Raw genomic sequence first — 20370 nt, 5'->3', positions numbered from 1 at the left:
AAGGGATTCGGCGCAGTATACCAACGTCGCTCCCTCTTGCCTCGCCCTGGCCATCACGCTGACATTCCCGCCCGACAGGACCGCCCCATGCCGTTCAGAAAAATGCGCCGATTGCCCCTGCTCACCACGCTGGCAGCGTCCCTGTGGCTTGGCGGCTGCACCGCCCAGGTCAAGCCGACCAGCTTGCAGGGCGAGGCCCCCGCCCAGCCGGGGCTGAGCATGTGCGGCACCCTGGCACTACCGAGCCAGTGGCGTCCCACCGAAAACGATACCAGCGTTCCCCTGGGTGGTCTCTCGGCCATGGCCTGGGACACAGACGACAACCTGCTGCACCTGGTATCCGATCGCGGACGCGTACACCAGGCAAGGCCAGTACTTGAAGATGGCCGGCTGGTGGACCTGCGCCCACTCGCCAGCCACCGATTGAAGGCGCAGGACGGTACGCCGCTGGAAGGCAAGGCCGCAGACGCCGAGTCGCTGGTGCTGGCGGGCGCCGATGATGGCGTCACCGGCAACACCGAACTACTGATCGGCTTCGAGCAGGATCATCGCGTGCAGCGTTTCGCTCTCGACGGGATGCCAAAAGGCGAACCACTGCGCTCCACGGCCAGCCACAACGCCGGTGATAACGAAAGCCTGGAAGCACTCACCCGGGTGCCGGGCATCGGACTGGTGGCGGGTCTGGAGTCACCGCCCGATGGCATGAGCGCGCAAAACGGCGTCAGGCACACCCTTCTGTTCAGCCTGGCAGAGAACGCTACCGACACGCGCCGGTGGCATTACCCACTGGCCTCACCGGCCGACAGCGCCCTGACCGAGCTGCTGGCCCTGGAGAAAACTGCCATAGAGACTCCACCGCGGCTGCTGGCGCTGGAACGGGCCTTTTCTCCGCCACGTCCGCTGACCATCAGCTTAAGCCTGGTGGAGCTGCTGCCACCGCCGCGGGTACGGGTGACACGCCTGGCCAGCCTGTCCGCCGGAGAAGGCTGGCGCGTCGACAATATGGAGGGGCTGGCGCAATTGCCCGGTGGCGAATTTCTGATGGTCAGCGACGACAACTTCAGCGCCCTGCAGCGCAACCTGCTCGGCTGCTTTCGACTGCCCGATAAGGCGCGCTCTCTCTCGACACTGGATCTGCACGTGCCAATAGCCGGTGATGTCACTGCCCGCTGATCAGCGGCGGGCCACCAACAGGTGGTGATTGAAGCCGTCGGGGCCCCACAGCCAGGCCGACTCAGCATCGGTGAAGCGCAGCGGCTCGCGCCTGACCTGAGAGAAGCCGACCGACTGCAGCGTTGTGACCACGGTGCGACCAGGGATCGCCACGTGGTCCACCGGCAAGACGTCGTCACCGGCGCGCACCTGACCAGGCACCAGGCTCCAGGGCCGGGGCCGCTCACCCGGCGCCACACCCGGGTCGTAGCGATAGCTGGTCAACGCCTCGAGGCGATCCATGCGCGCCGGATCAAGCACATAGTCGTGGGTGATATCGAGCCACACCAGCAGGCCACCGGGCTTGAGCGCCTCGAACAGGTTTCGGCAGGCACGGGTGAGCATGGCCTGGTGCTGGATGAAGTGGAAGGCGAAGACACTGACCAGGGTATCGAAGGGCGCCTCCGGCAGAACAAGCTTGCGATAGGCGTCCTCGACCCGAAAGCCGAGGCCCGGTGCCTGGTGGCGCCGGCTGGCCAGCGCGACCTGGGATGGGCTGATGTCGATACCCAGCACCTCTTGCGCACCCTTGCTTTTGAGCTCGGCCGCCAGCGCTCCGTTGCCACAGCCCACATCAAGAAGACGCTTGCCGACCAGATCTTCTTCCAGATTGAGATAGTGAAGAACGGAACCGGTGAAGGTGCCGTATCGCTCGTCGCGGGCCAGCTGGTCGTAGCGCTCGCTCAGCGCCTCGGAGAAGACGTCGTTGGCAAGGCCGCGGTCGCCAGGCTGCTGACAAGGGGAAACGGCTTGTGCGCCGAGAAGGGGGCTGGCTGACGGCATGGGGGGCTCCTTGGCATTGATGCGCCTTTGCCCCACCTTTACAGCTTCATATAACCACCACCACACCGCACTAGGCCAAATCCGTACACCGCCCACCTCTTTGCCCAATGATGCAAAGATGTCTGAGTAAAACTCGCCTGCTCACGCTTGGCTGCGCAGCTTGACGTCCCGCCGCAGCAGCAGCGCGATGGCCAGCACGACCAGCAGACTGCCCGGCAGCCATTCGAGTGCAAGGCGTTCAGGCGCCTGGGCAAACAGCAACAGCATCGACACAAAGGGCACCAGATAGCCGTAGGCGGTAACCGCCGCCGGGGTCAGGATGGCGGTCGCCCGCTGCTGCAGCCAGAAGGTCATTCCGCTGGAGAAGAGCCCGAGATAGGCCACCACCGCCAGATCGAACAGCGTCATGCAGCCCAGCGCGGCCGGATCCCCGAAGACCAGACCCGAAAACCCGATCAGCAGCGCCCCCATCACCAGGCTCCACAGGGTACGCACCCCCGCGTGCTCGGATAGCCAGCCCTTCGCCAACCCCAATTTGGACAACACCGGATACATCGCCGAGGCGATGCAACCAGCGAAGAAGGCGGCTTCGCCCACGCCGAACTGCATGCGGGCAAAGGAGCCACCGGCCTCGGCCCAGGCCAGCCCCACGGCACCGACGGCGCCAAGTACCAACAGGGCCAGCAGCGCCAGGGCTCGATGCTCGACCCCCACCAGCCGGCCCAGGCCGTAGGCCAGAAGCGGCACGCTGACGAACAGCGTGGCCATGGACAGCGCCGTGGTCAGGTGCGCCGCCCAGAACATGGTGCCGAAGAAGCTCGCCAGACAGAGACCCATCAACCCGTAGAGCCCGAGCCCGGCCAGACTCGGCCGGAGACCAGGCGCACCCCACACCAGCGGCAACACCGCCAGAGCGGCAATCACGAAGCGCAGTGCGGTCAGCGACAGTGGCGGAAGCCCTTCACTCAACATCCCCACCGCCGGAAAGGACAGCCCCACCAGCGTCGCCCACACCAGCATCCCGGCGTGGGCCCACCACACACTGCTATCGCTGGACACCCGGCATTCAGTCGTCATCACGGCAGACCTCCCCTTCCAGCGCCAACAGCAACTGGCGTAGACCAGCCGCCAGGCCTGCCGCCTCACCATCCGCCAGGGTGGCGCGCATCGAAGCGAGCTCAGCCAGGTAGGCGTCCAGCAGCGCCGGCATCATGGCCTTTCCCGACTCACTGAGACGAATCAGGACACTGCGACGATCTTCAGGGTTGGCAACACGCTCCACCAGGCCACGACTGGCGAGCCGATCGAGGCGGTGGGTCATGGCCCCTGAACTCAGCACCACCGCCTCGCACAAGGCGTTCGGCGTCAGCCCCTCGTGCACATCGCGCCGATAGAGGGTCGCCAGCAGATCAAACTCGCCTTCCTTCAAGCCGTGCTGCCGGAATACCGCCTGGACCCGACGGTCGACATGCTTCAGCACTCGATACAGCCGGGTAAAGATGCCCATGTCGCCAGGGTCACGATCCGGGAGGACCCTGCACCACTCCGCCATCAGTCGATCGATGGCATCGCTCGGGCCGGAGGACGGGGCCTGCATATCGACTATCTCCAAACAAAGTATCTTCAATTGAAGATAGTTGTTCCGACGCAAAATGCCAAGCCCCTCATGCCCACAACGCAGAACAGCGATGGTCGCCTGGGCGCAACATGCAGTCGGCAACCGCGATGTAGCGTCTACCTTTTCCTCAGAACCACGATAACAACCGCAAGGGGACAACGATGATCGTCAACTGCGTGGCGTATGAAGAAGGACGGCGTCTTTGCAACATCGACAGAGGCGAGATCGGTGATTACCGCTCGCGCTCGAACTGCTTCGTCTGGGTGGCGCTGCACGACCCGGACGCCGAGGAGCTCTCTACCTTTCAGGACATCTTCGAGCTGCATGAACTGGCCGTGGAGGATGCCCTGGTCGGAGAACAGCGTCCCAAGGTGGAGGAATACGGCGACGCTCTGTTCGTCGTCACCCAGGTGATCAGCGTCAGCCAGGGCGAGGTGCAGCATGGCCAGCTAGCCATCTTTGCCGGCCCCGGCTATGTGTTGTCGGTACGTCAGCACTCCGGGCGTGGTTTCGCCGATGTACGAGCCCGCTGCGAGCGCGAGCCCGAGCTGCTCAAGCAAGGGCCGGCCTTCGTGCTCTATGCGCTGATGGATGTCGTAGTGGACCGCTACTTTCCGGTACTCGAAGAACTCGAGGCCGAACTGGAAAGCATCGAGGACCAGATCTTCGTGCGCGGCAGCGCCCGCGCCAGCCTGGAGCGGCTGTATCAGCTCAAGCGCCGCACCATGTGCGTCAAGCACGCGGTGACCCCACTGGCCGAAGCCAGCTCCCATCTGTTCGGCGGACGCGTCCCGGCGCTGTGCTACGAGACCCAGGACTACTTCCGCGACGTCTACGACCACCTGCATCGTATCGAGGCGGCCATCGACACCATTCGCGAAACCATCATTACCGCCATCCAGGTCAACCTGTCGATGGTGGCCATCGACGAGAGCGAGGTGCACAAGCGCCTGGCCTCCTGGGCGGCGATCTTCGCGGTGGCGACCATCCTCGCCGGCATCTGGGGGATGAACTTCACCCATATGCCGGAACTGGACTGGCGGCTGGGCTATCCGCTGGCGCTGGGAATGATGGTCCTGTGCTGCGGCGCGCTCTACCGACGCTTCCGTCGCACCGGCTGGCTATAGCGCCGATCGCGTCCAGCCAAACTCACTGCCAGACGACGCTGAGCGGCTCCTTGCCCGCCATCCGCTCCAGGTGGCTGGCCACCACGTCCTTGAGGCGCTCCAGCCGCTCGGCGTCCTCGGCCTGGAGGTCGACGCTGAGCTGCGAGTCGGACGCCTTCATCCAGCACTCGCCGCCGGGGAACACCACGTGACCGCTCTCGGCATCCACCTCGAGCTTGTGGGCCCAGTGCTTGCACAGGCGATTGATCAAGCGTTGTCCTGATGCGGTCTCGACGAAGGCTCGGGATTCCACCATACTTTTCACCGTTTTTTGCGAATGCGAATGTATCGCAGAATAATATCGCCTAAGTATCCTCAGCATCAGGCAACGGCGTGTTGCTGTTCATCGTACCCACGCATGCCACACCCGCCGGCCACTTCACTGGAAACCAGCGCCCCATGAACATCCCTGCCTCCACCCGACTCACCCCCGCCTGTCTTGCCGCGGCCTTGTCTGTTGTTGCCTGCGACGCGCTGGCCGAACCCACCACCATCATCGACGTCGCCGGGCGCGAAGTCACCCTCGACACGCCGGTAGAACGCGTCATCCTCGGCGAAGGCCGTCAGATCTATCTGCTCGGTGCGCTCCAGCCGGATAACCCCTTCGCCGGAGTGGTGGGCTGGCGCGAAGACTTTTCACAGGCCGACCCGGACAGCTATGCCCGCTACGCCGAGAAGTTCCCGCAGCTCGAGGATCTGCCGACCTTCGGCGGCTTCAAGGACGGCACCTTCGACGTCGAACAGGCGGCGGCACTGTCGCCAGACGTGGTGCTGATGAATCTGGAGGCCCGCGCTGCCACCGAGGACGCCGGCTACGACGACAAGCTGGCCGAACTCGATATCCCGATCGTCTACGTGGACTTTCGCGAGGACCCGCTGGAGCACACGGTGCCGTCGATGCGCCTGATGGGCGAACTACTGGGCAAGCAACAACAGGCCGATGCCTTTGTCGCCTTCGCCGAGGAGCAGCTCGCGCGGGTCACCAGGGTCATCGAAGAGGCCGATCCCGAACGTCCCCGGGTGTTCATCGATCGTGCCGGCGGCTATTCCGAAGACTGCTGCATGAGCTTCGGCCCAGGCAACTTCGGCGAGTACGTGGAACTGGCCGGCGGCAGCAACATCGCCGACGGCATTATCCCCAACACCTTCGGTACCCTGAACCCGGAGCAGATCATCGCCGCCAACCCCGACCACGTCGTGGTCACCGGCGGCAATTGGGACGCCTATGTACCCGGCGGCGACTGGGTCGGCATGGGCCCAGGCGCCGACATGGATGCCGCCCGAGCCAAGCTCCAGGCGCTGACCGAGCGCACCGCCATGACCGGCATCACGGCGGTAGAAACCGACCAGTTCCACGCCATCTGGCACCAGTTCTACAACAGCCCCTACTACTTCATCGCCGTCCAGCAATTGGCCAAGTGGCTGCATCCGGAGCTGTTCACCGAGCTCGACCCCGAGGCCACCTTCAAGGAACTCCACCAGCGCTTTCTCCCGGTGGACTACGAGCCCGGCTACTGGATCTCCCTGAATGACCAGTGACAGCGCACGCATCGAGCCCACCAGCGGCGGGCGCCATGCTTACCGCGCCCTGGTCGCGCGCCGCCAGCTGATCCTGGCGGCGCTGGTCGCCGCCCTGGCGCTGAGCCTGTGCATCGACCTGGCGCTGGGTCCGGCACGCTTCACTCTTGGTGAGGTGGTCGCAGCCCTGTTCACCCCCGACCAGGTCAGCGACCAGGCTCGGGTGATCCTGTGGCAGATCCGCATGCCAGTGGCGCTGATGGCACTGGTGGTGGGCGCCAGCCTGTCGATCGCAGGGGCTCAGATGCAGACCATCCTCAGCAACCCCCTGGCCAGCCCCTTCACCCTGGGCATCTCCGCGGGAGCCAGCTTCGGTGCAGCACTGGCGCTGGCCTTCGGCGTGGCCATCGTGCCAGCGGCATTGGATTACGTCATCCCGATCAACGCCTTCGTGATGGCCATGGTCACTGCCTTCTTCATCCATGCCCTTAGCCTCAAGCGCGGCGTCACCATCGAGACCATCGTGCTGCTAGGCATCGCCATGGTGTTCATCTTCAACTCGCTGATGGCGCTGATCCAGTTCTTCGCCAGCCAGCAGGCGGTGTCGGCGGTGGTGTTCTGGACCATGGGCAGCCTGACCAAGGCCACCTGGCCCAAGCTGTGGATCGCCCTCGGCGTACTGCTCGCGGTGCTGCCGCTGCTGGCTCGTCACGGCTGGGCCTTGACCGCCATGCGCCTGGGCGACGCCAAGGCGGAAAGCATGGGCATCAGACCTCGTCGCCTGCGTCTGGAAGTGCTGGTGCTGGTGTCGCTTCTGGCGGCGGTGTCGGTCGCCTTCGTCGGCACCATCGGCTTCATCGGCCTGGTCGGGCCGCATATCGCGCGCCTGCTGGTGGGCGAGGATCAGCGCTTCTTTCTGCCCGGCTCCGCCCTGTGTGGCGCCTTGATCCTGTCGATCGGCTCGGTACTGTCCAAGGTCATCCTGCCCGGCACCATCATCCCGATCGGCATCATCACCTCGCTGGTGGGAATCCCGTTTTTCCTGTTTCTCGTGCTCAACCACAAGAAGGCCTCATGGTAAGCCTCAGCCTCCACCAGCTATCCGCCCGCTACGGCCGGCGCCAGATCCTCGATGAGATCACCACGCCCACCTTCCACGGCGGCCAGGTGGTGGCCCTGCTCGGGCCCAATGCGGCGGGCAAGTCGACGCTGTTCCGGCGCATCTTCGGCGTACTCAAGGGCCCAGGCGAGATACGCCTGGAAGGCTCCCGTCGAGAACGCCCGATGGCCTACATGACCCAGGACAATGGCGCCAGCGCAGTGCTGACGGTGTACGAAGCGGTACTGCTGGCGCGCATGCAGGGGCGCGGCATGAAGGTTCAGCCCGAAGACCTGACCCAGGTGGAGCGCGCCCTGGACGAATTAGGCATCAGCGCCCTCGGCGAGCGAGATATCGGCGATCTCAGCGGTGGTCAGCGGCAGATGGTCAACGCCGCCCAGGCGCTGGTTCAGGAGCCCGAAGTGCTGCTGCTCGACGAGCCGACCTCGGCGCTGGACCTGCATCGTCAGGTGGGCCTGCTGACCATCCTGCGCCGTCTGGCCCGAGAACGCGGCATGCTGATCCTGGTGGCGATGCACGACCTCGGCCAGGCGCTGCGTTTCACCGATCAGGCGATGCTGCTGGAACAGGGGCGCCTGGTCGCCTGTGGCCCGACTTCGGACGTGGTTACCAGCGAACTGGTCGAAAAGGTGTATCGCGTCAGGGCGCGAATAGAACCGTGTTCAAAAGGCCAACCTCAACTGATCGTCGAGGCCGCCATCTAAACTAGTCTTTCTCGGGCGGCGAGCGCCGGCGCGGCCACCCCAGGCGACGGCCTTCCATGGCGGCCAGGGCGGCACCGCCGAGCAACAGCGGCAGCGCCAGCAGAAAGCCGCTCGACAACGGCTGGCCGAACAGCCAGAGATCGGCCAGCACCGGCCACACCAGGGCGATGTACTCGAAGGGGGCAAGCCTCGACACCTCGGCAAAGCGCAGCGCCAAGGTCATGCAAATATGCGCCGCGCCGCCCAGCAACCCGGCCAGGATCAGCAGCGTCAGCGTCTGGGTCGGCAGTGCTACCCAGCCCAGCGGCAGGGTCGCCAGGCCCGCCAGGGTGCAGGCCAGCACGAAGTAGAAGGCGATGGCACCGGCCCCCTCGGTGCGCGAGATGCGCCTCACCGTGACCAGCGCCGCAGCGGTCAGCGACGCCCCCAGCACACCGAGCGCGTAGCCCGACAATTGGCCGGCCTTGTCGGCGTTGCCGATATCCGGCACCACCAGCACCGCCACCCCGCCCACTGCGAGCACCAGTGCCAGCGCCCGCGATGGGGTAAAGCGCTCGCCCAGCAGCACCACGCCGCCGATCGCCATCAGTACCGGCGCCAATTGGGCCAGCAGGGTGGCCTCGGCTACGGGCAGGCGCGCCAGGGCCGCAAAGGTGGCAAACATCGAGGCGGCGCCGAGGCTCGAGCGCAGCAGATGACCCAAGGGGCGCCGGGTCGCCAGCCCTGCCGGAAACTCGCGACGCCAGGCCAGAAACAGCACGATCGGCAACAGCGCAAAGGCCGAGCGATAGAACACCACCTGGCCCAGCGGCACCTCGTCGCTCACCCACTTCACGCACACCAGCATGGCGGCGAACAGCACCCCGGAGGCGATGCGCAGCACGATGCCCGCCAGGGGCCTATCCCTATCACTCATGATCATCGTCCCTGTTCAGAAGAGCCGGCCCGTCCAGCAGCCCTGCCCAGTCGAACTGCCCGAGAGCTGCGTCCCGCCGATGCACCTTGCCCCGCCGACAAAAAACCGACCCCCGGCGCCAGGCGTCGGGGGTCGATCGTCGTCACAAGGCCCTGGTCGGCGCAGGATCACGCCTGACCCGAGGGTGCGCGACTTACAGCTTCATATCTTCGAAGAACTTCTTCACCCCGTCGAAGAAGCTCGACTTCTTCGGCGAGTGCTGGGCGTTGCTGCCGCCCAGGCTGTCCTGGAACTTGCGCAGCAGATCCTTCTGTTCCTCGCTGAGCTTGACCGGGGTTTCCACCACCACCCGGCACAACAGATCGCCGGCGGGGCCGCCACGTACCGGCTTGACGCCCTTGCCGCGCAGGCGGAACAGCTTGCCGGTCTGGGTCTCCGCCGGAATCTTCAGCTTCACCCGACCATCCAGCGTCGGCACCTCGAGCTCACCGCCAAGGGCGGCATCGACGAAGTTGATCGGCACCTCACACTGCAGGTGGCGACCTTCGCGCTCGAAGATGTGGTGCGGCTTGATCGCGACCTGCACGTACAGGTCCCCGGGCGGACCGCCGTTGATACCGGCTTCGCCCTCGCCGTTGAGGCGAATGCGATCGCCGGAATCGACGCCGGCCGGAATCTTCACCGACAGGGTGCGGGTCTCGCGCACGCGACCTTCGCCATGACAGGCGTGGCACGGCACCTTGATGTGCTGGCCGCTGCCGTGACAGGTCGGGCAGGTCTGCTGCACGGCAAAGAAGCCCTGCTGCATGCGCACCTGACCGTGGCCGTGACAGGTCGGGCAGGTTTCCTTGGTGGAACCCGGCTCGGCACCTTCGCCGTCGCAGCGCTCACATTCGATATGACGCGGCACGCGGATATCGACACTGGTGCCGGCCACTGCGCTCTCGAGGTCAAGCTCGAGGTTGTAGCGCAGGTCGCTGCCCCGCTGGGGAGCATTGGGGTTACGACGTCCGCCGCCACCGCCGAAGATGTCACCGAAGACATCACCGAAGATGTCACTGAAGCCGCCAGCCCCGGCGCCGCCAAAGCCACCACCGCCCTGGCCGTCGACGCCGGCATGGCCAAACTGGTCGTAGGCCGCACGCTTCTCGCTGTCGGTCAGGACCTCGTAGGCCTCGGACACTTCGCGGAATTTTTCCGCCGAGGTGTCATCGTCCGGGTTACGGTCCGGGTGGTACTTCTGTGCCAGGCGCCGATAGGCCTTCTTGATGTCCTTCTGATCGGCACCGCGCTCGACACCTAGTACCTCGTAGTAGTCTCTCTTGGACATGGGTCTGTCCGCCTCCGTCGCGACGCTCAGCAACACCAACGCGGGAGTCCGGCTCCCGCGTTGGCGTCATCCGAGGTTCAGATGTCGTGGTTACTGCTTTTTCTGGTCGTCGTTGACTTCTTCGTACTCGGCGTCGACCACGTCATCTTCCTTCTTAGCGCCAGCGTCGGCGTCACCCGCCTGCTGGCCAGCGTCCGCCTGTTCGGCGTACATCTTCTGCGCCAGGTTGCCGGAGGCCTCGGTCAGGGCGTCGAGCTTGGCCTGGATGGCATCCTTGTCGTCGCCCTGCAGCGCTTCCTCGAGCTCCTTGATGGCGCTCTCGATGGCCTGCTTCTCGTCTTCGGAGGCCTTGTCGCCGGCTTCCTCGAGGGTCTTGCGAGAGGCGTGGATCATGCCGTCTGCCTGGTTGCGCAGCGCCACCAGTTCCTCGAACTTCTTGTCCTCGTCGGCGTGGGCCTCGGCGTCGCGGACCATCTGTTCGATCTCGTCGTCGGACAGGCCGCTGGAGGCCTTGATGACGATGGACTGTTCCTTGCCGGTGGCCTTGTCCTTGGCGGACACGTTGAGGATACCGTTGGCGTCCAGGTCGAAGGCGACCTCGATCTGCGGCACACCGCGCGGCGCCGGCGGAATGTCCGACAGGTCGAAGCGACCGAGCGACTTGTTGCCGCTGGACTGCTTGCGCTCACCCTGCAGCACGTGAATGGTCACGGCGGTCTGGTTGTCATCCGCGGTGGAGAACACCTGGGTCTTCTTGGTCGGGATGGTGGTGTTCTTCTCGATCAGCGGCGTCATCACGCCACCCAGGGTCTCGATACCCAGTGTCAGCGGAGTCACGTCCAGCAGCAACACGTCCTTGACGTCACCGCCGAGCACGCCGCCCTGGATCGCAGCACCCACGGCCACGGCTTCGTCCGGGTTGACGTCCTTGCGGGCGTCCTTGCCGAAGAACTCGGCGACCTTGGCCTGAACCATCGGCATACGGGTCTGGCCACCGACCAGGATGACGTCGTCGATCTCGGAGGCGGACAGGCCGGCGTCGGACAGAGCGGTCTTGCACGGCGCCAGTGAACGGCTCACCAGCTCTTCCACCAGCGACTCAAGCTTGGCCCGGGTCACCTTGACGTTGAGGTGCTTGGGACCGGTGTTGTCGGCGGTGATGTAGGGCAGGTTGACGTCGGTCTGCTGGGCGCTGGACAGCTCGATCTTGGCCTTCTCGGCGGCTTCCTTCAGGCGCTGCATGGCCAGGTTGTCACCGGACAGGTCGATACCGCTGTCGGCCTTGAACTGGTCGACCAGGTAGTTGATCAGCTTGAGGTCGAAGTCCTCACCACCCAGGAAGGTGTCGCCGTTGGTGGCCAGCACCTCGAACTGCGTCTCGCCGTCGACGTCGGCCACTTCGATGATGGAGATATCGAAGGTACCGCCACCCAGGTCGTAGACCGCGATAGTCTTGTCACCGCGTGACTTGTCCATGCCATAGGCAAGGGCAGCCGCGGTCGGCTCGTTGATGATGCGCTTGACCTCGAGACCGGCGATGCGACCCGCGTCCTTGGTGGCCTGACGCTGGCTGTCGTTGAAGTAGGCCGGCACGGTGATGACCGCCTCGGTCACTTCTTCGCCCAGGTAGTCCTCGGCGGTCTTCTTCATCTTCTTCAGCACTTCAGCGCTGACCTGGGGCGGTGCCAGCTTCTTGCCCTTGACCTCGACCCAGGCGTCGCCGTTGTCGGCTTCGGTGATGGTGTAGGGCACCATCTTGATGTCCTTCTGGACGACGTCGTCCTTGAAGCGACGGCCGATCAGGCGCTTGATCGCGTACAGGGTGTTTTCCGGGTTGGTCACCGCCTGACGCTTGGCCGCCTGACCCACCAGGGTCTCGCCATCATCGGTGTAGGCGATGATGGACGGGGTGGTACGTGCGCCTTCTGCGTTCTCGATTACCTTGGCGCTGTCGCCGTCGAGCACGGCCAGACAGGAGTTGGTGGTACCAAGGTCAATGCCGATGATGCGTCCCATAGGAAATCCTCGAATTCGTGTCTTGCGTAACTGAAGTTTGGCTTGCGGCGTTCGCCGCGGGGTTGCCGACTATCTGGGGGGCGTCTGCGCCGATTTCAAGTCCCCATGTTCAACTCATATCGACAACGCCTGTCGACAACCCGTATCGGTCAGGCCCCGTGGGCCGGATGTTTCAGCCGGCCGCTTGGCTCACTACCACCATCGCCGGGCGCACCAGGCGTCCGTTGAGCACGTAGCCCTTCTGCATCACGTCGATGACGGTGTTGGGGTCGACCTCGGGGTTCGGCACCATGGCCATGGCCTCGTGGTACTGCGGGTCGAACGGCTCGCCCTGGGGCTCGACGATCTCGACGCCGAACTTGGCCAGTACGTCGAGCTGCATCTTCAGGGTCATGGAGACACCCTCGCGATGCACCTCGGAGGCGTCCTCGCCCATGGCCTCAAGCGCCTTTTCCAGGCTGTCGACCACCGGAAGCAGGTCCTTGATGAACTTCTCCAGCGCAAACTTGCGCGCCTTCTCGGCCTCGGCTTCCGCCCGCCTGCGCACGTTCTGCGCCTCGGCGGCGGCACGCAGGGCCTGGTCCTTGGCCTCGGTCACGCTCTGCTCGAGCTCCTCGACGCGGGCCGCCAGCACCTCGGCCTCGGGGTTGTCACCGCCTTCCACGGCCTGTGCCTCATCCTCAGCCAGGTCGACGATACCCTCGAGCTTGTCGTCGAGCTCGCCCTCGATAGCCTCGGCTGAATCGCCGGCCTGCTGCGACTCGGCTTCCTGCTCCTGGCGAGCGAGTTCGTCATCCAGCGGGGTCTGGGGATCTTTGGCCATGTGCAGCCTCCTGAAGAAGTCCAACAATTGCGGTAGCACCGCCTTTACAGTGGCTGGTCCGGGGACCAGAGGTTGCAGAGGTATATGGGGTTGGCCACAACAATCTCAAGGGGAAAGACGCAGATCCTGATCAGACTTTCCCCAGCAGGCCCAGGATTTGCCGCAGCGCTGACCCGCAACCACTGAAGTTGCTGCTCAAGGATGCGTTGAGGGCGCGCCTGGACTACTGTATAAACAGACACCACATGGATGGATAAACAGTAATGACAAGCCCATCCGTTGCGACATATCGATGCTCTAGCTATTGCGCGAGCGATTGCCGCACCCATCACCCTGTACGACCGCCACCCTTGCACTGACCGTCGCACCGCTCGGTGACGCCACCAGGAGGCCCGCATGCTGACCGAACTCTCGATCCAGGACTTCGCCATCGTCGACCACCTCGAACTCGAGCTCGAGGGCGGCATGACTGCCATCACCGGCGAGACCGGCGCCGGCAAGTCGATCCTGCTTGGCGCCCTGGGCCTGTGCCTGGGCGAACGCGCCGACGCCGGCAGCGTGCGCCACGGCCAGTCCAGAGCCGACCTGAGCGCGCGCTTCGACATTGCCAATCTGCCCAACGCCCGGGCCTGGCTTGCCAACCGAGAGCTGCCCGATGACGACTGCCTGCTGCGTCGCGTGGTCACTAAAAGCGGTCGCTCCAAGGCCTGGATCAACGGCCAGCCGGCCACCATCGCCGACCTCAAGTCGCTGGGCGAGACCCTGATCGAGATCCACGGCCAGCACGCCCACCAGGCCCTGCTGGCCGAGGACACCCACCTGCGCCTGCTCGACGACCTGGCCGGCCACCGTGAATCGGTGAGCCGACTGGCCGAGCTCTATCGGGAGTGGCAGTCCACCCGGCGACAACTGAAACGGCTGGCCGACGACGGCGATGAAATCCGCGCCCGTCGCCAGCTGTTGCGCTATCAGGTGGAAGAACTCGACCAACTCGGCCTGGGCGAAGACGAGCTCGAACAGCTCGAACGTGAACAGGAGCTGCTGGCCCACGCCGAATCGCGCCTGGCGGAGACCCAGTTCGCCCTCGACTGCTGCGATGGCGAGGAAGGCGGCGCCCTGCCCCTGCTCCACCAGGCCAGCCAGCGCCTGGCCGCCCTGCCCGGCAGCGACAAGGGAGCCCTGGCCAACGCCATCGCCTTGCTCGGTGACGCCAGCATCCAGCTCGAGGAAGCCGGCCGAGAACTGCATCAGGTGGTCGCCGACGTGGAGCTGGACCCAGAGCGCCTGGCCTGGGTCGAACAGCGCCTGGGCGAGGCTCACCGCATCGCTCGCAAGCACCATGTGCTGCCCGACGAGATCGTCGCCCTGCACCAGCGCCTGACGGCAGAACTTCAGGGACTGGAGGGCGGAGACGAGGACCTCGAGGCGCTGACCGAGAAGGCCGACACCCTCAAGACACAATGGCGAGCCCTGGCAGAGACCGTCAGCGCCGCCAGACACAAGGCCGCCAAGCGCTTCGGCAAGGAAGTCCAGCAGCAACTGGCGTTTCTGGCCATGGGCAAGGCCCGCTTCGAGGTCGACGTCAGTCGGCGTGACGCCGCCGCCCCCGAGGGCATGGACCGGGTGCGCTTTTTGATCGCCGCCAACCCCGGTCAGCCGCCTCGCCCGCTGGCCAAGGTAGCCTCTGGTGGCGAGCTGTCGCGCATCAGCCTAGCCATCCAGGTGATCGCCGCCCAGCACTCCACCATCCCCAGCCTGGTGTTTGACGAGGTCGATGTCGGGGTATCCGGTGCCACCGCCGAGATCGTCGGGCAGCTGCTCAAGCGCCTGGGTCAGAACGGCCAGGTCCTGACGGTGACCCACCTGCCCCAGGTCGCCGCTCAGGCCCATCACCATCTGCACATAGAGAAGAAGGCCCGCAAGGATTCCACCCGCACCCGTATGGCGCATCTGGACGAAGCCGGGCGTGTCGGCGAGCTGGCGCGCATGCTCGGCGGCGTCAAACTCTCGGACCAGACCCTGGCGCATGCCCGCGAGATGCTCGACGCAAGCCAGCGGGCGCATCACTAGGTCTGGCGAACCCAGACAGCAGCGAAAAGCGATACTGAAGAGCAGTACCCAAGAAAAAACAGCATTTTACAGCGAGCCGACAACGCAAGCGCCACGCCCCCAATTGACGGGGACGTGGCGCTTTTGTGTACCCACTGACCGCACAGCGCTGATCACATCTTCCAGACACGAGAAAGCCTCCGCCCGGAGGCAGAGGCTCTTACTCAGCGCTACGCGCAGAGGGACCCGTTATTTCTTGGCGATGCCTTCCTGGCGCGTCGCCTTGGAGCCCTTGGGTCTGACGTAGAGGACCAGCGCGTGATCGACGAGCTCAAAGCCGTGCTCCTCGGCGATCTCCTGCTGCCGACGCTCGATGGTCTCGTCGAAGAACTCGATGATCTCACCGCTTTCCAGGCACACCATATGGTCGTGATGCTCTTCCTGGGAGAGCTCGAAGACCGCATGGCCACCGTCGAAATTGTGTCGGATCACCAGGCCCGCCGACTCGAACTGAGTCAGCACGCGATACACCGTCGCCAGGCCCACATCTTCACCGGCTTCGAGAAGCGTCTTGTACACGTCCTCGGCGCTGAGGTGGTGCTGATCGGTGGCAGATTCGAGGATCTGCAGGATCTTTACGCGCGGCAGAGTGACTTTCAGTCCAGCCTTGCGCAATTCATGGTTCTTGTCGGCCATGGTTGCTCTTCGCAGTATCAGGTAGGGTCGGGTATGATCGACCGACCCCACGATAGTGAAGAACAGGCGCAAATGCAAAAGTTGACCGGAATTGTCACCCTTTCACTGGCCCTGGCGCTGACCAGCGGCTGCACCTACTTCAGCGTGTACAAGCGCGACCTGGCACAGGGCAACCTGGTGACCAACAGTATGGTCGAACAGCTACGCCCCGGCATGTCCCGACAGGAGGTCATCAACCTCATGGGCTCGCCGCTGCTGGAGGCCCCGTTCAGCGCCGACCAGTGGGACTACGTCTACCGCCTCGACGAAGCTTACGGCGACGTGATGCAAAGACGAGTCACCCTGACCTTTGCCGGCAACAACCTGGTCAATATCGACCGGGAAGGCGACTTCAGCATGAACCCGGACGTGGCAGGCAAGCATAGCTACGGCGTAGGCCCCACCAGCGGCGGCGGCGACGATAACCCCGAGGGCGAAGCCAATATCGAGCCGATCTACAACCGCACCGTGGATCCCGAGCGCGAGTAAGCCGTTGGCGCCAGCGAGAACCTGCACCAGGGTGGCCACAACGGCCACCCTGGTTGCGTCTACGCCGGTTAGCTTCTACGCGCAGTAGTGGCTCCTGCGCGCGCCTTTACGGATACGGCGGCGACACAGGCTCCGGCCGTCCAGGGTCGCTAGGAGGAAGAGCGGCTACGAGCCGCACGCTCCGCCCTCGCTGCCTTGGGGTCGATCTTCAGCGGTCGATAGACCTCTACGCGATCACCGTCACGCAATATCTGCCGTGCGGGTTCTTTCAGCACCTTGCCGAAGATGCCGAGACTGGCCTCGCTGAAGGTTTCCACAGGCAACTCGGGAAACAGCGACGGCAGGTCGGCCAACGCCAGCGCTTCACAGGCGGTCGTGCCCTTGGCGACGCGCAGCGCGACAAGGCGCTGCTTGTGCGGCAAGGCAAAGGCCACTTCCACGCGAAGCACCTCGTCGCTTGCGTCTTCCTTTATATCTGGCCGCGCCGAGTGCTCGGCAGGTGTGGGCTCGACACGAGTAGCCGAGGGTCTTGCGCTGTCAGCGCCCATAAAGCTCATCGGCACGCCGCGTAAAGGCATCCACCTGCTGGCCCGCGATCTGCTGGAAGACCTTGCCAAAGGCCATGCCCAGCAGCCGACTGGAGAACTCGAAGTCCATCTCCAGGCTGACCTTGCACACGTTCTCGCCCATGGTGATGAACTTCCAGCGCCCGTCCAGTCGCTTGAACGGCCCCTTTACCAGCGACAGCTCGATACGGTCAGGCTCGTGCAGGTCATTTCGGGTGACGATGGTCTGTTCGATGCCGGCCCGCCCCAGGGTCATTTCGCCGATCAGGTGCGATTCGTCCTTCTCCAGCAGCCGCGCGCGACGGCAGCCCGGCAGAAACTCCGGATAGCGCTCGAAATCGTTGACCAGATCGAACATCTGCTTGGGGGTGTGCCGCACCATGGCGGACCGATTGACGGTTGGCATTGACCTCTCCGCTGACTTCCAGAAGCCCAGGGCGTATCATGAGCGGTTATTTCGGCCTCAAATGGTAGCACGCTTCCCCGGCAGAACTGGAGACAGCCGAAAGGGGGACCGACGGGCAGCGCCGCCGTGGCAATCGCCTGGCGTCGACCAGCAACGCTACGCATCGGGCCGCATCGGTTACGACACCGCTTCCACGACCGATTCAGACATCAAGAGGTTCCATGGCCAGCAAGAAGGGAAAGGACAAGGGTCCCGGCAACAACACCATCGCCCAGAACAAGAAGGCGCGCTTCGAATACCATATCGACGAGTCCTTCGAGGCCGGGCTGGTGCTGGCGGGATGGGAGGTCAAGAGCCTGCGTGCCGGCAAGGCACAGCTCACCGACACCTACATTCTGGTGAAGAACGGCGAGGCCTGGTTGCTCGGCAGCCATATCATGCCGCTCAACACCACCAGCACCCATGAGGTGGCGGACCCCACGCGCACGCGCAAGCTGCTGCTTCACCGCAAGGAGATCGCCAAGATCTTCTCGCGCACCCAGGACAAGGGGCACACCTGTGTGCCGCTGAAGCTGTACTGGAAAGGCAGCCGGGTGAAGTGTGAACTGGCGCTGGTGACGGGCAAGAAGCTGCACGACAAGCGCGCCACCGAGAAGGACCGCGACTGGCAGCGTCAGAAGGGCCGCGTCATGCGGGAACAAAACCGCGCCTGAGCCGTCAGATGTAGTACAGACCGCCGGATCTTTGGTACACTGGCGGGGCGTTACGGGGGCGACATGGTTTCGACGCTGATGACAACCCCTGAGGTGCATGCCGAGAGCGTGATGTATCTCGTAAATCCAACATCACGATTAAATAGTCGCAAACGACGAAAACTACGCTCAGGGCGCGCTGGCAGCGTAAAAACTGCTAGCTTCTAGTCCTACCCGGCGGCGACGTGCTCATCCGTTGCCAATGGGCTACGAGCCAAGATAGGTGAGATCGCGGTTGGCGCTGTCCTCTCGTCAATCGCTAAACTTTGGAGGAATCGCGTTTCGGGATCCTGCCCGTCGGAGCCCGAGGCGTTAAATCAAATGACGGAACTAAGCATGTAGAGCCAATGGGCGAGTGTCGGCGGACGCGGGTTCGATTCCCGCCGCCTCCACCAACACCAGAAGAAGACCACCTGTTAAAGGGTGGTCTTTTTCGTTTCAGGGCACACAACCAGAAAAGAAGAGCCAATAGCTAGGTCGGCGCTCTCTACAGACCCGGGCTTCAATTCCCGCCGCCTCCACCAACACCGACGAAAGAACCTCCCTTGTGGAGGTTTTTTGTGCCCGAAGGAAACCAGGACCGAAGACGACCCAAGGGCGAGGTCGGCGCTCTCTACAGACCCAGGGCTTCGATTCCCGCCGCCTCCACCAACACCGACGAAAAAGCCACCTCATCTGAAGGTGGCTTTTTTGTGGCCAAGCTATGTGCAGGCCAATAAGAGCCAATAGCTAGGTCGGCGCTCTCCACAGACCCCGGGCTTCGATTCCCGCCGCCTCCACCAACACCGACGAAAGAACCTCCTTTACGGAGGTTTTTTTGTGTCTGCAAGGTCCACGACCCAAGGGCAAGGTCGGCGCTCTCTACAGGCTCCGGGCTTCGATTCCCGCCACCTCCACCAACATCGACGAAAAAGCCACCTTGTGAATCAAGGTGGCGTTTGCTGCTGGAGGTTCTCGAGTCCCAGCGACGATGGCCAGGCGAGCGCGTGACATCGCCGGTGATGGCGGAGAGGTAGGTGGCGTCGGCGCTCACCCTCTCTGGCTCTCACTCTGTCTGATGCTTTCCCTCGACAGGCTTGAGCGGGCTGTAGTCCTTGCGCGTGGCCAGGAACTCAGGGCGAGGCTTGTTGCCGCAGTAGGGGTCGTGGAGGGTATTCTCGACACTGTTATAGACGAAGAACAGGTTACTTCTCGGCCAGCAGGACATATTGATATTGGAGCCGTGCAGCGTATTGCACTCGAACATCACCAATGAGCCAGAATCGCCTTTCGGCGCCTCTATATCGTTCTCCAGCATCAGTTTCTTCAGGCTGGCGGCATCAGGAACACCGATGTCCTGGCTCTTCAATGACTCCTTGTAGTTGTCCTCCGGGGTGCGCCCGACACAAGGAACGAACTGCTTGTGGGACCCTGGTATCAGCATCGAGGGGCCGTTGAATTCACCGTTATCCGTCAGAATGATCGAGCAGCTCAGTGACCGCATCCGAGGCATGCCGTCTTCGCTATGCCAGGTCTCGAAGTCCGAGTGCCAGTCAAAACCTTTCCCCTTGAAGCCGGGCTTGTAGTTGATACGCGACTGATGGATGTAGACGTCACTACCGAGTATCTGCTGCACCATGGCCAATAGCCTCGGGTCCCGTGTCAGACGGCTGAAACGATCCGAGACCTGATGTATGCCGAAGATCGACCGGATCTCCTGTTTTCCGGGCTCCAGCACCGTCCCTTCGGACAATTTGAGGTCTTCGTCCTCTTCGTACTCCCGCAATTCCTGGATAAAGGCATCCATCTCTTCCTTGTCGAAGAAGTTCTCGAAAGAGAGAAAGCCTTTTCTATCAAACTCATCAAGCTCTTCTTCGCTCAGGGGGCCGTTCGCTCGCTGCTGCTCATCGCAATGAACGACCGGGTCGATGCGCTCGAACATGCCCAGCTTACGCTCCAGGCGTGTCGGAAAAAGATCCTGTGTATCTCGCATGCTGGCTTCCTCCCTTGTCATGGCAGAATCGCTAAACGAAAGACGAAGACGCCATGCCTGCCCGAGTCACCCATGAATCATCATGGACACGACTCGACGGGCGCTTTATGTCAAAGCTCTTGCAATAGCGTCTGAACAACACGTCACTTCGAAAATCATTCAGGTAATCCATTACGTCGCCACCAGACGCTGCCA

At 63.7% G+C, this 20370-nt stretch carries 20 protein-coding genes and 1 other RNA gene; 9 read left to right on the top strand and 12 right to left on the bottom strand.

Annotated elements, in window-relative coordinates:
* Nucleotides 1-87: 87 nt before the first annotated feature.
* A complete protein-coding gene (locus NKF27_RS01120) occupies nt 88-1173 on the top strand; it encodes an esterase-like activity of phytase family protein (RefSeq protein ID WP_253554990.1) in 1086 nt (361 codons plus the stop codon).
* Here the strand turns inward: NKF27_RS01120 and NKF27_RS01115 are convergent, their stop codons facing one another.
* The 3 genes from NKF27_RS01115 to NKF27_RS01105 all read right to left on the bottom strand — a co-directional run bounded on the left by NKF27_RS01115 (nt 1174) and on the right by NKF27_RS01105 (nt 3592).
* Nucleotides 1174-1995, bottom strand: a complete 822-nt coding sequence (locus tag NKF27_RS01115) for a class I SAM-dependent methyltransferase (protein ID WP_108450016.1) — start codon at nt 1993-1995, stop codon at nt 1174-1176. It abuts the gene before it with no gap.
* Between the two features lie 141 nt (nt 1996-2136).
* Nucleotides 2137-3072 (bottom strand): DMT family transporter, encoded by a 936-nt coding sequence (locus NKF27_RS01110; protein ID WP_253556393.1) that lies wholly within the window; start codon nt 3070-3072, stop codon nt 2137-2139.
* Complete coding sequence (locus NKF27_RS01105; RefSeq protein WP_253554989.1) at nt 3062-3592, bottom strand: MarR family winged helix-turn-helix transcriptional regulator; 531 nt, start codon at nt 3590-3592, stop codon at nt 3062-3064. The genes NKF27_RS01110 and NKF27_RS01105 overlap by 11 nt, the downstream gene beginning before the upstream one ends.
* A gap of 182 nt (nt 3593-3774) precedes the next feature.
* On the opposite strand from NKF27_RS01105, the gene corA reads away from it, so the two are divergent.
* Entirely contained in the window at nt 3775-4740 is a 966-nt protein-coding gene (gene corA, locus NKF27_RS01100) for a magnesium/cobalt transporter CorA (RefSeq protein WP_108450019.1), read from the top strand.
* 22 nt (nt 4741-4762) lie between these two features.
* On the opposite strand, the gene NKF27_RS01095 is transcribed toward corA, so the two are convergent.
* On the bottom strand, nt 4763-5035 hold the full coding sequence (locus NKF27_RS01095) for a DUF2218 domain-containing protein (protein WP_045992284.1): 273 nt from the start codon (nt 5033-5035) through the stop codon (nt 4763-4765).
* Between the two features lie 143 nt (nt 5036-5178).
* Between NKF27_RS01095 and NKF27_RS01090 the strand changes: the two genes are divergently transcribed.
* From NKF27_RS01090 to NKF27_RS01080, 3 genes are read left to right on the top strand one after another with little or no spacing between them, the layout of a single operon-like run.
* Nucleotides 5179-6318 (top strand): ABC transporter substrate-binding protein, encoded by a 1140-nt coding sequence (locus NKF27_RS01090; RefSeq protein ID WP_213227354.1) that lies wholly within the window; start codon nt 5179-5181, stop codon nt 6316-6318.
* Nucleotides 6308-7378, top strand: a complete 1071-nt coding sequence (locus tag NKF27_RS01085; protein ID WP_213227355.1) for an iron ABC transporter permease — start codon at nt 6308-6310, stop codon at nt 7376-7378. The genes NKF27_RS01090 and NKF27_RS01085 overlap by 11 nt, the downstream gene beginning before the upstream one ends.
* Nucleotides 7372-8121, top strand: coding sequence for an ABC transporter ATP-binding protein (locus NKF27_RS01080; RefSeq protein ID WP_108131802.1), 750 nt, complete (start codon nt 7372-7374; stop codon nt 8119-8121). Before NKF27_RS01085 ends, NKF27_RS01080 begins: the two co-directional genes overlap by 7 nt.
* A 1-nt stretch (nt 8122) precedes the next feature.
* Here NKF27_RS01080 and NKF27_RS01075 read toward each other — a convergent pair whose 3' ends face one another.
* The 4 genes from NKF27_RS01075 to grpE form a co-directional block, all read right to left on the bottom strand.
* A complete protein-coding gene (locus tag NKF27_RS01075) occupies nt 8123-9037 on the bottom strand; it encodes a DMT family transporter (protein WP_253554988.1) in 915 nt (304 codons plus the stop codon).
* Between the two features lie 193 nt (nt 9038-9230).
* Complete coding sequence (gene dnaJ, locus NKF27_RS01070) at nt 9231-10367, bottom strand: molecular chaperone DnaJ (RefSeq protein WP_045992286.1); 1137 nt, start codon at nt 10365-10367, stop codon at nt 9231-9233.
* Between the two features lie 90 nt (nt 10368-10457).
* Nucleotides 10458-12383, bottom strand: a complete 1926-nt coding sequence (gene dnaK, locus NKF27_RS01065; RefSeq protein ID WP_045992287.1) for a molecular chaperone DnaK — start codon at nt 12381-12383, stop codon at nt 10458-10460.
* Between the two features lie 172 nt (nt 12384-12555).
* On the bottom strand, nt 12556-13206 hold the full coding sequence (gene grpE / locus NKF27_RS01060; RefSeq protein WP_253554987.1) for a nucleotide exchange factor GrpE: 651 nt from the start codon (nt 13204-13206) through the stop codon (nt 12556-12558).
* 396 nt (nt 13207-13602) lie between these two features.
* Between grpE and recN the strand changes: the two genes are divergently transcribed.
* On the top strand, nt 13603-15276 hold the full coding sequence (gene recN / locus NKF27_RS01055) for a DNA repair protein RecN (protein WP_253554984.1): 1674 nt from the start codon (nt 13603-13605) through the stop codon (nt 15274-15276).
* Nucleotides 15277-15504: 228 nt separating this feature from the next.
* Here recN and fur read toward each other — a convergent pair whose 3' ends face one another.
* Complete coding sequence (gene fur, locus NKF27_RS01050) at nt 15505-15951, bottom strand: ferric iron uptake transcriptional regulator (RefSeq protein ID WP_045992290.1); 447 nt, start codon at nt 15949-15951, stop codon at nt 15505-15507.
* A 72-nt stretch (nt 15952-16023) separates the two neighbouring features.
* Between fur and NKF27_RS01045 the strand changes: the two genes are divergently transcribed.
* A complete protein-coding gene (locus NKF27_RS01045; RefSeq protein ID WP_045992301.1) occupies nt 16024-16479 on the top strand; it encodes an outer membrane protein assembly factor BamE in 456 nt (151 codons plus the stop codon).
* A 149-nt stretch (nt 16480-16628) separates the two neighbouring features.
* Here NKF27_RS01045 and NKF27_RS01040 read toward each other — a convergent pair whose 3' ends face one another.
* Together NKF27_RS01040 and NKF27_RS01035 are read right to left on the bottom strand one after the other, a co-directional pair.
* A complete protein-coding gene (locus NKF27_RS01040; protein ID WP_253556392.1) occupies nt 16629-16928 on the bottom strand; it encodes an RnfH family protein in 300 nt (99 codons plus the stop codon).
* A gap of 88 nt (nt 16929-17016) precedes the next feature.
* Nucleotides 17017-17451 carry a type II toxin-antitoxin system RatA family toxin gene (locus NKF27_RS01035; RefSeq protein WP_045992292.1) on the bottom strand — a complete coding sequence of 145 codons (435 nt, stop codon included), beginning with the start codon at nt 17449-17451 and terminating at the stop codon, nt 17017-17019.
* Between the two features lie 221 nt (nt 17452-17672).
* Here NKF27_RS01035 and smpB point away from each other — a divergent pair, with 221 nt between their 5' ends.
* Both smpB and ssrA read left to right on the top strand, forming a co-directional pair.
* Nucleotides 17673-18164: an SsrA-binding protein SmpB gene (gene smpB / locus NKF27_RS01030; protein WP_045992293.1), complete on the top strand. Its 492-nt coding sequence runs from the start codon at nt 17673-17675 to the stop codon at nt 18162-18164.
* Nucleotides 18165-18218: 54 nt separating this feature from the next.
* Nucleotides 18219-18598, top strand: a transfer-messenger RNA (tmRNA) gene (gene ssrA / locus NKF27_RS01025).
* 650 nt (nt 18599-19248) lie between these two features.
* Here ssrA and thpD read toward each other — a convergent pair.
* Complete coding sequence (gene thpD / locus NKF27_RS01020) at nt 19249-20124, bottom strand: ectoine hydroxylase (protein WP_301271175.1); 876 nt, start codon at nt 20122-20124, stop codon at nt 19249-19251.
* Nucleotides 20125-20370 lie beyond the last annotated feature (246 nt).

The organism is Halomonas sp. DN3 (assembly GCF_024137905.1).
Classification (GTDB): Bacteria; Pseudomonadota; Gammaproteobacteria; order Pseudomonadales; family Halomonadaceae; genus Halomonas; species Halomonas litopenaei.
Note: the sequence above shows the minus strand (reverse complement) of the source record. Positions and strands in the feature narration are given on the sequence as shown.

Bases quoted from the DNA above. Each gene is read 5' to 3' on its own strand.
- NKF27_RS01110 (WP_253556393.1), bottom strand. From the start codon at position 3,072: ATGACGACTGAATGCCGGGTGTCCAGCGATAGCAGTGTGTGGTGGGCC.
- recN (WP_253554984.1), top strand. From the start codon at position 13,603: ATGCTGACCGAACTCTCGATCCAGGACTTCGCCATCGTCGACCACCTC.
- NKF27_RS01090 (WP_213227354.1), top strand. From the start codon at position 5,179: ATGAACATCCCTGCCTCCACCCGACTCACCCCCGCCTGTCTTGCCGCG.
- NKF27_RS01080 (WP_108131802.1), top strand. From the start codon at position 7,372: ATGGTAAGCCTCAGCCTCCACCAGCTATCCGCCCGCTACGGCCGGCGC.
- NKF27_RS01120 (WP_253554990.1), top strand. From the start codon at position 88: ATGCCGTTCAGAAAAATGCGCCGATTGCCCCTGCTCACCACGCTGGCA.
- grpE (WP_253554987.1), bottom strand. From the start codon at position 13,206: ATGGCCAAAGATCCCCAGACCCCGCTGGATGACGAACTCGCTCGCCAG.
- NKF27_RS01075 (WP_253554988.1), bottom strand. From the start codon at position 9,037: ATGAGTGATAGGGATAGGCCCCTGGCGGGCATCGTGCTGCGCATCGCC.
- smpB (WP_045992293.1), top strand. From the start codon at position 17,673: ATGGCCAGCAAGAAGGGAAAGGACAAGGGTCCCGGCAACAACACCATC.
- NKF27_RS01095 (WP_045992284.1), bottom strand. From the start codon at position 5,035: ATGGTGGAATCCCGAGCCTTCGTCGAGACCGCATCAGGACAACGCTTG.
- corA (WP_108450019.1), top strand. From the start codon at position 3,775: ATGATCGTCAACTGCGTGGCGTATGAAGAAGGACGGCGTCTTTGCAAC.
- NKF27_RS01045 (WP_045992301.1), top strand. From the start codon at position 16,024: ATGCAAAAGTTGACCGGAATTGTCACCCTTTCACTGGCCCTGGCGCTG.
- NKF27_RS01035 (WP_045992292.1), bottom strand. From the start codon at position 17,451: ATGCCAACCGTCAATCGGTCCGCCATGGTGCGGCACACCCCCAAGCAG.
- dnaJ (WP_045992286.1), bottom strand. From the start codon at position 10,367: ATGTCCAAGAGAGACTACTACGAGGTACTAGGTGTCGAGCGCGGTGCC.
- fur (WP_045992290.1), bottom strand. From the start codon at position 15,951: ATGGCCGACAAGAACCATGAATTGCGCAAGGCTGGACTGAAAGTCACT.
- thpD (WP_301271175.1), bottom strand. From the start codon at position 20,124: ATGTTCGAGCGCATCGACCCGGTCGTTCATTGCGATGAGCAGCAGCGA.
- NKF27_RS01085 (WP_213227355.1), top strand. From the start codon at position 6,308: ATGACCAGTGACAGCGCACGCATCGAGCCCACCAGCGGCGGGCGCCAT.
- dnaK (WP_045992287.1), bottom strand. From the start codon at position 12,383: ATGGGACGCATCATCGGCATTGACCTTGGTACCACCAACTCCTGTCTG.
- NKF27_RS01115 (WP_108450016.1), bottom strand. From the start codon at position 1,995: ATGCCGTCAGCCAGCCCCCTTCTCGGCGCACAAGCCGTTTCCCCTTGT.
- NKF27_RS01105 (WP_253554989.1), bottom strand. From the start codon at position 3,592: ATGCAGGCCCCGTCCTCCGGCCCGAGCGATGCCATCGATCGACTGATG.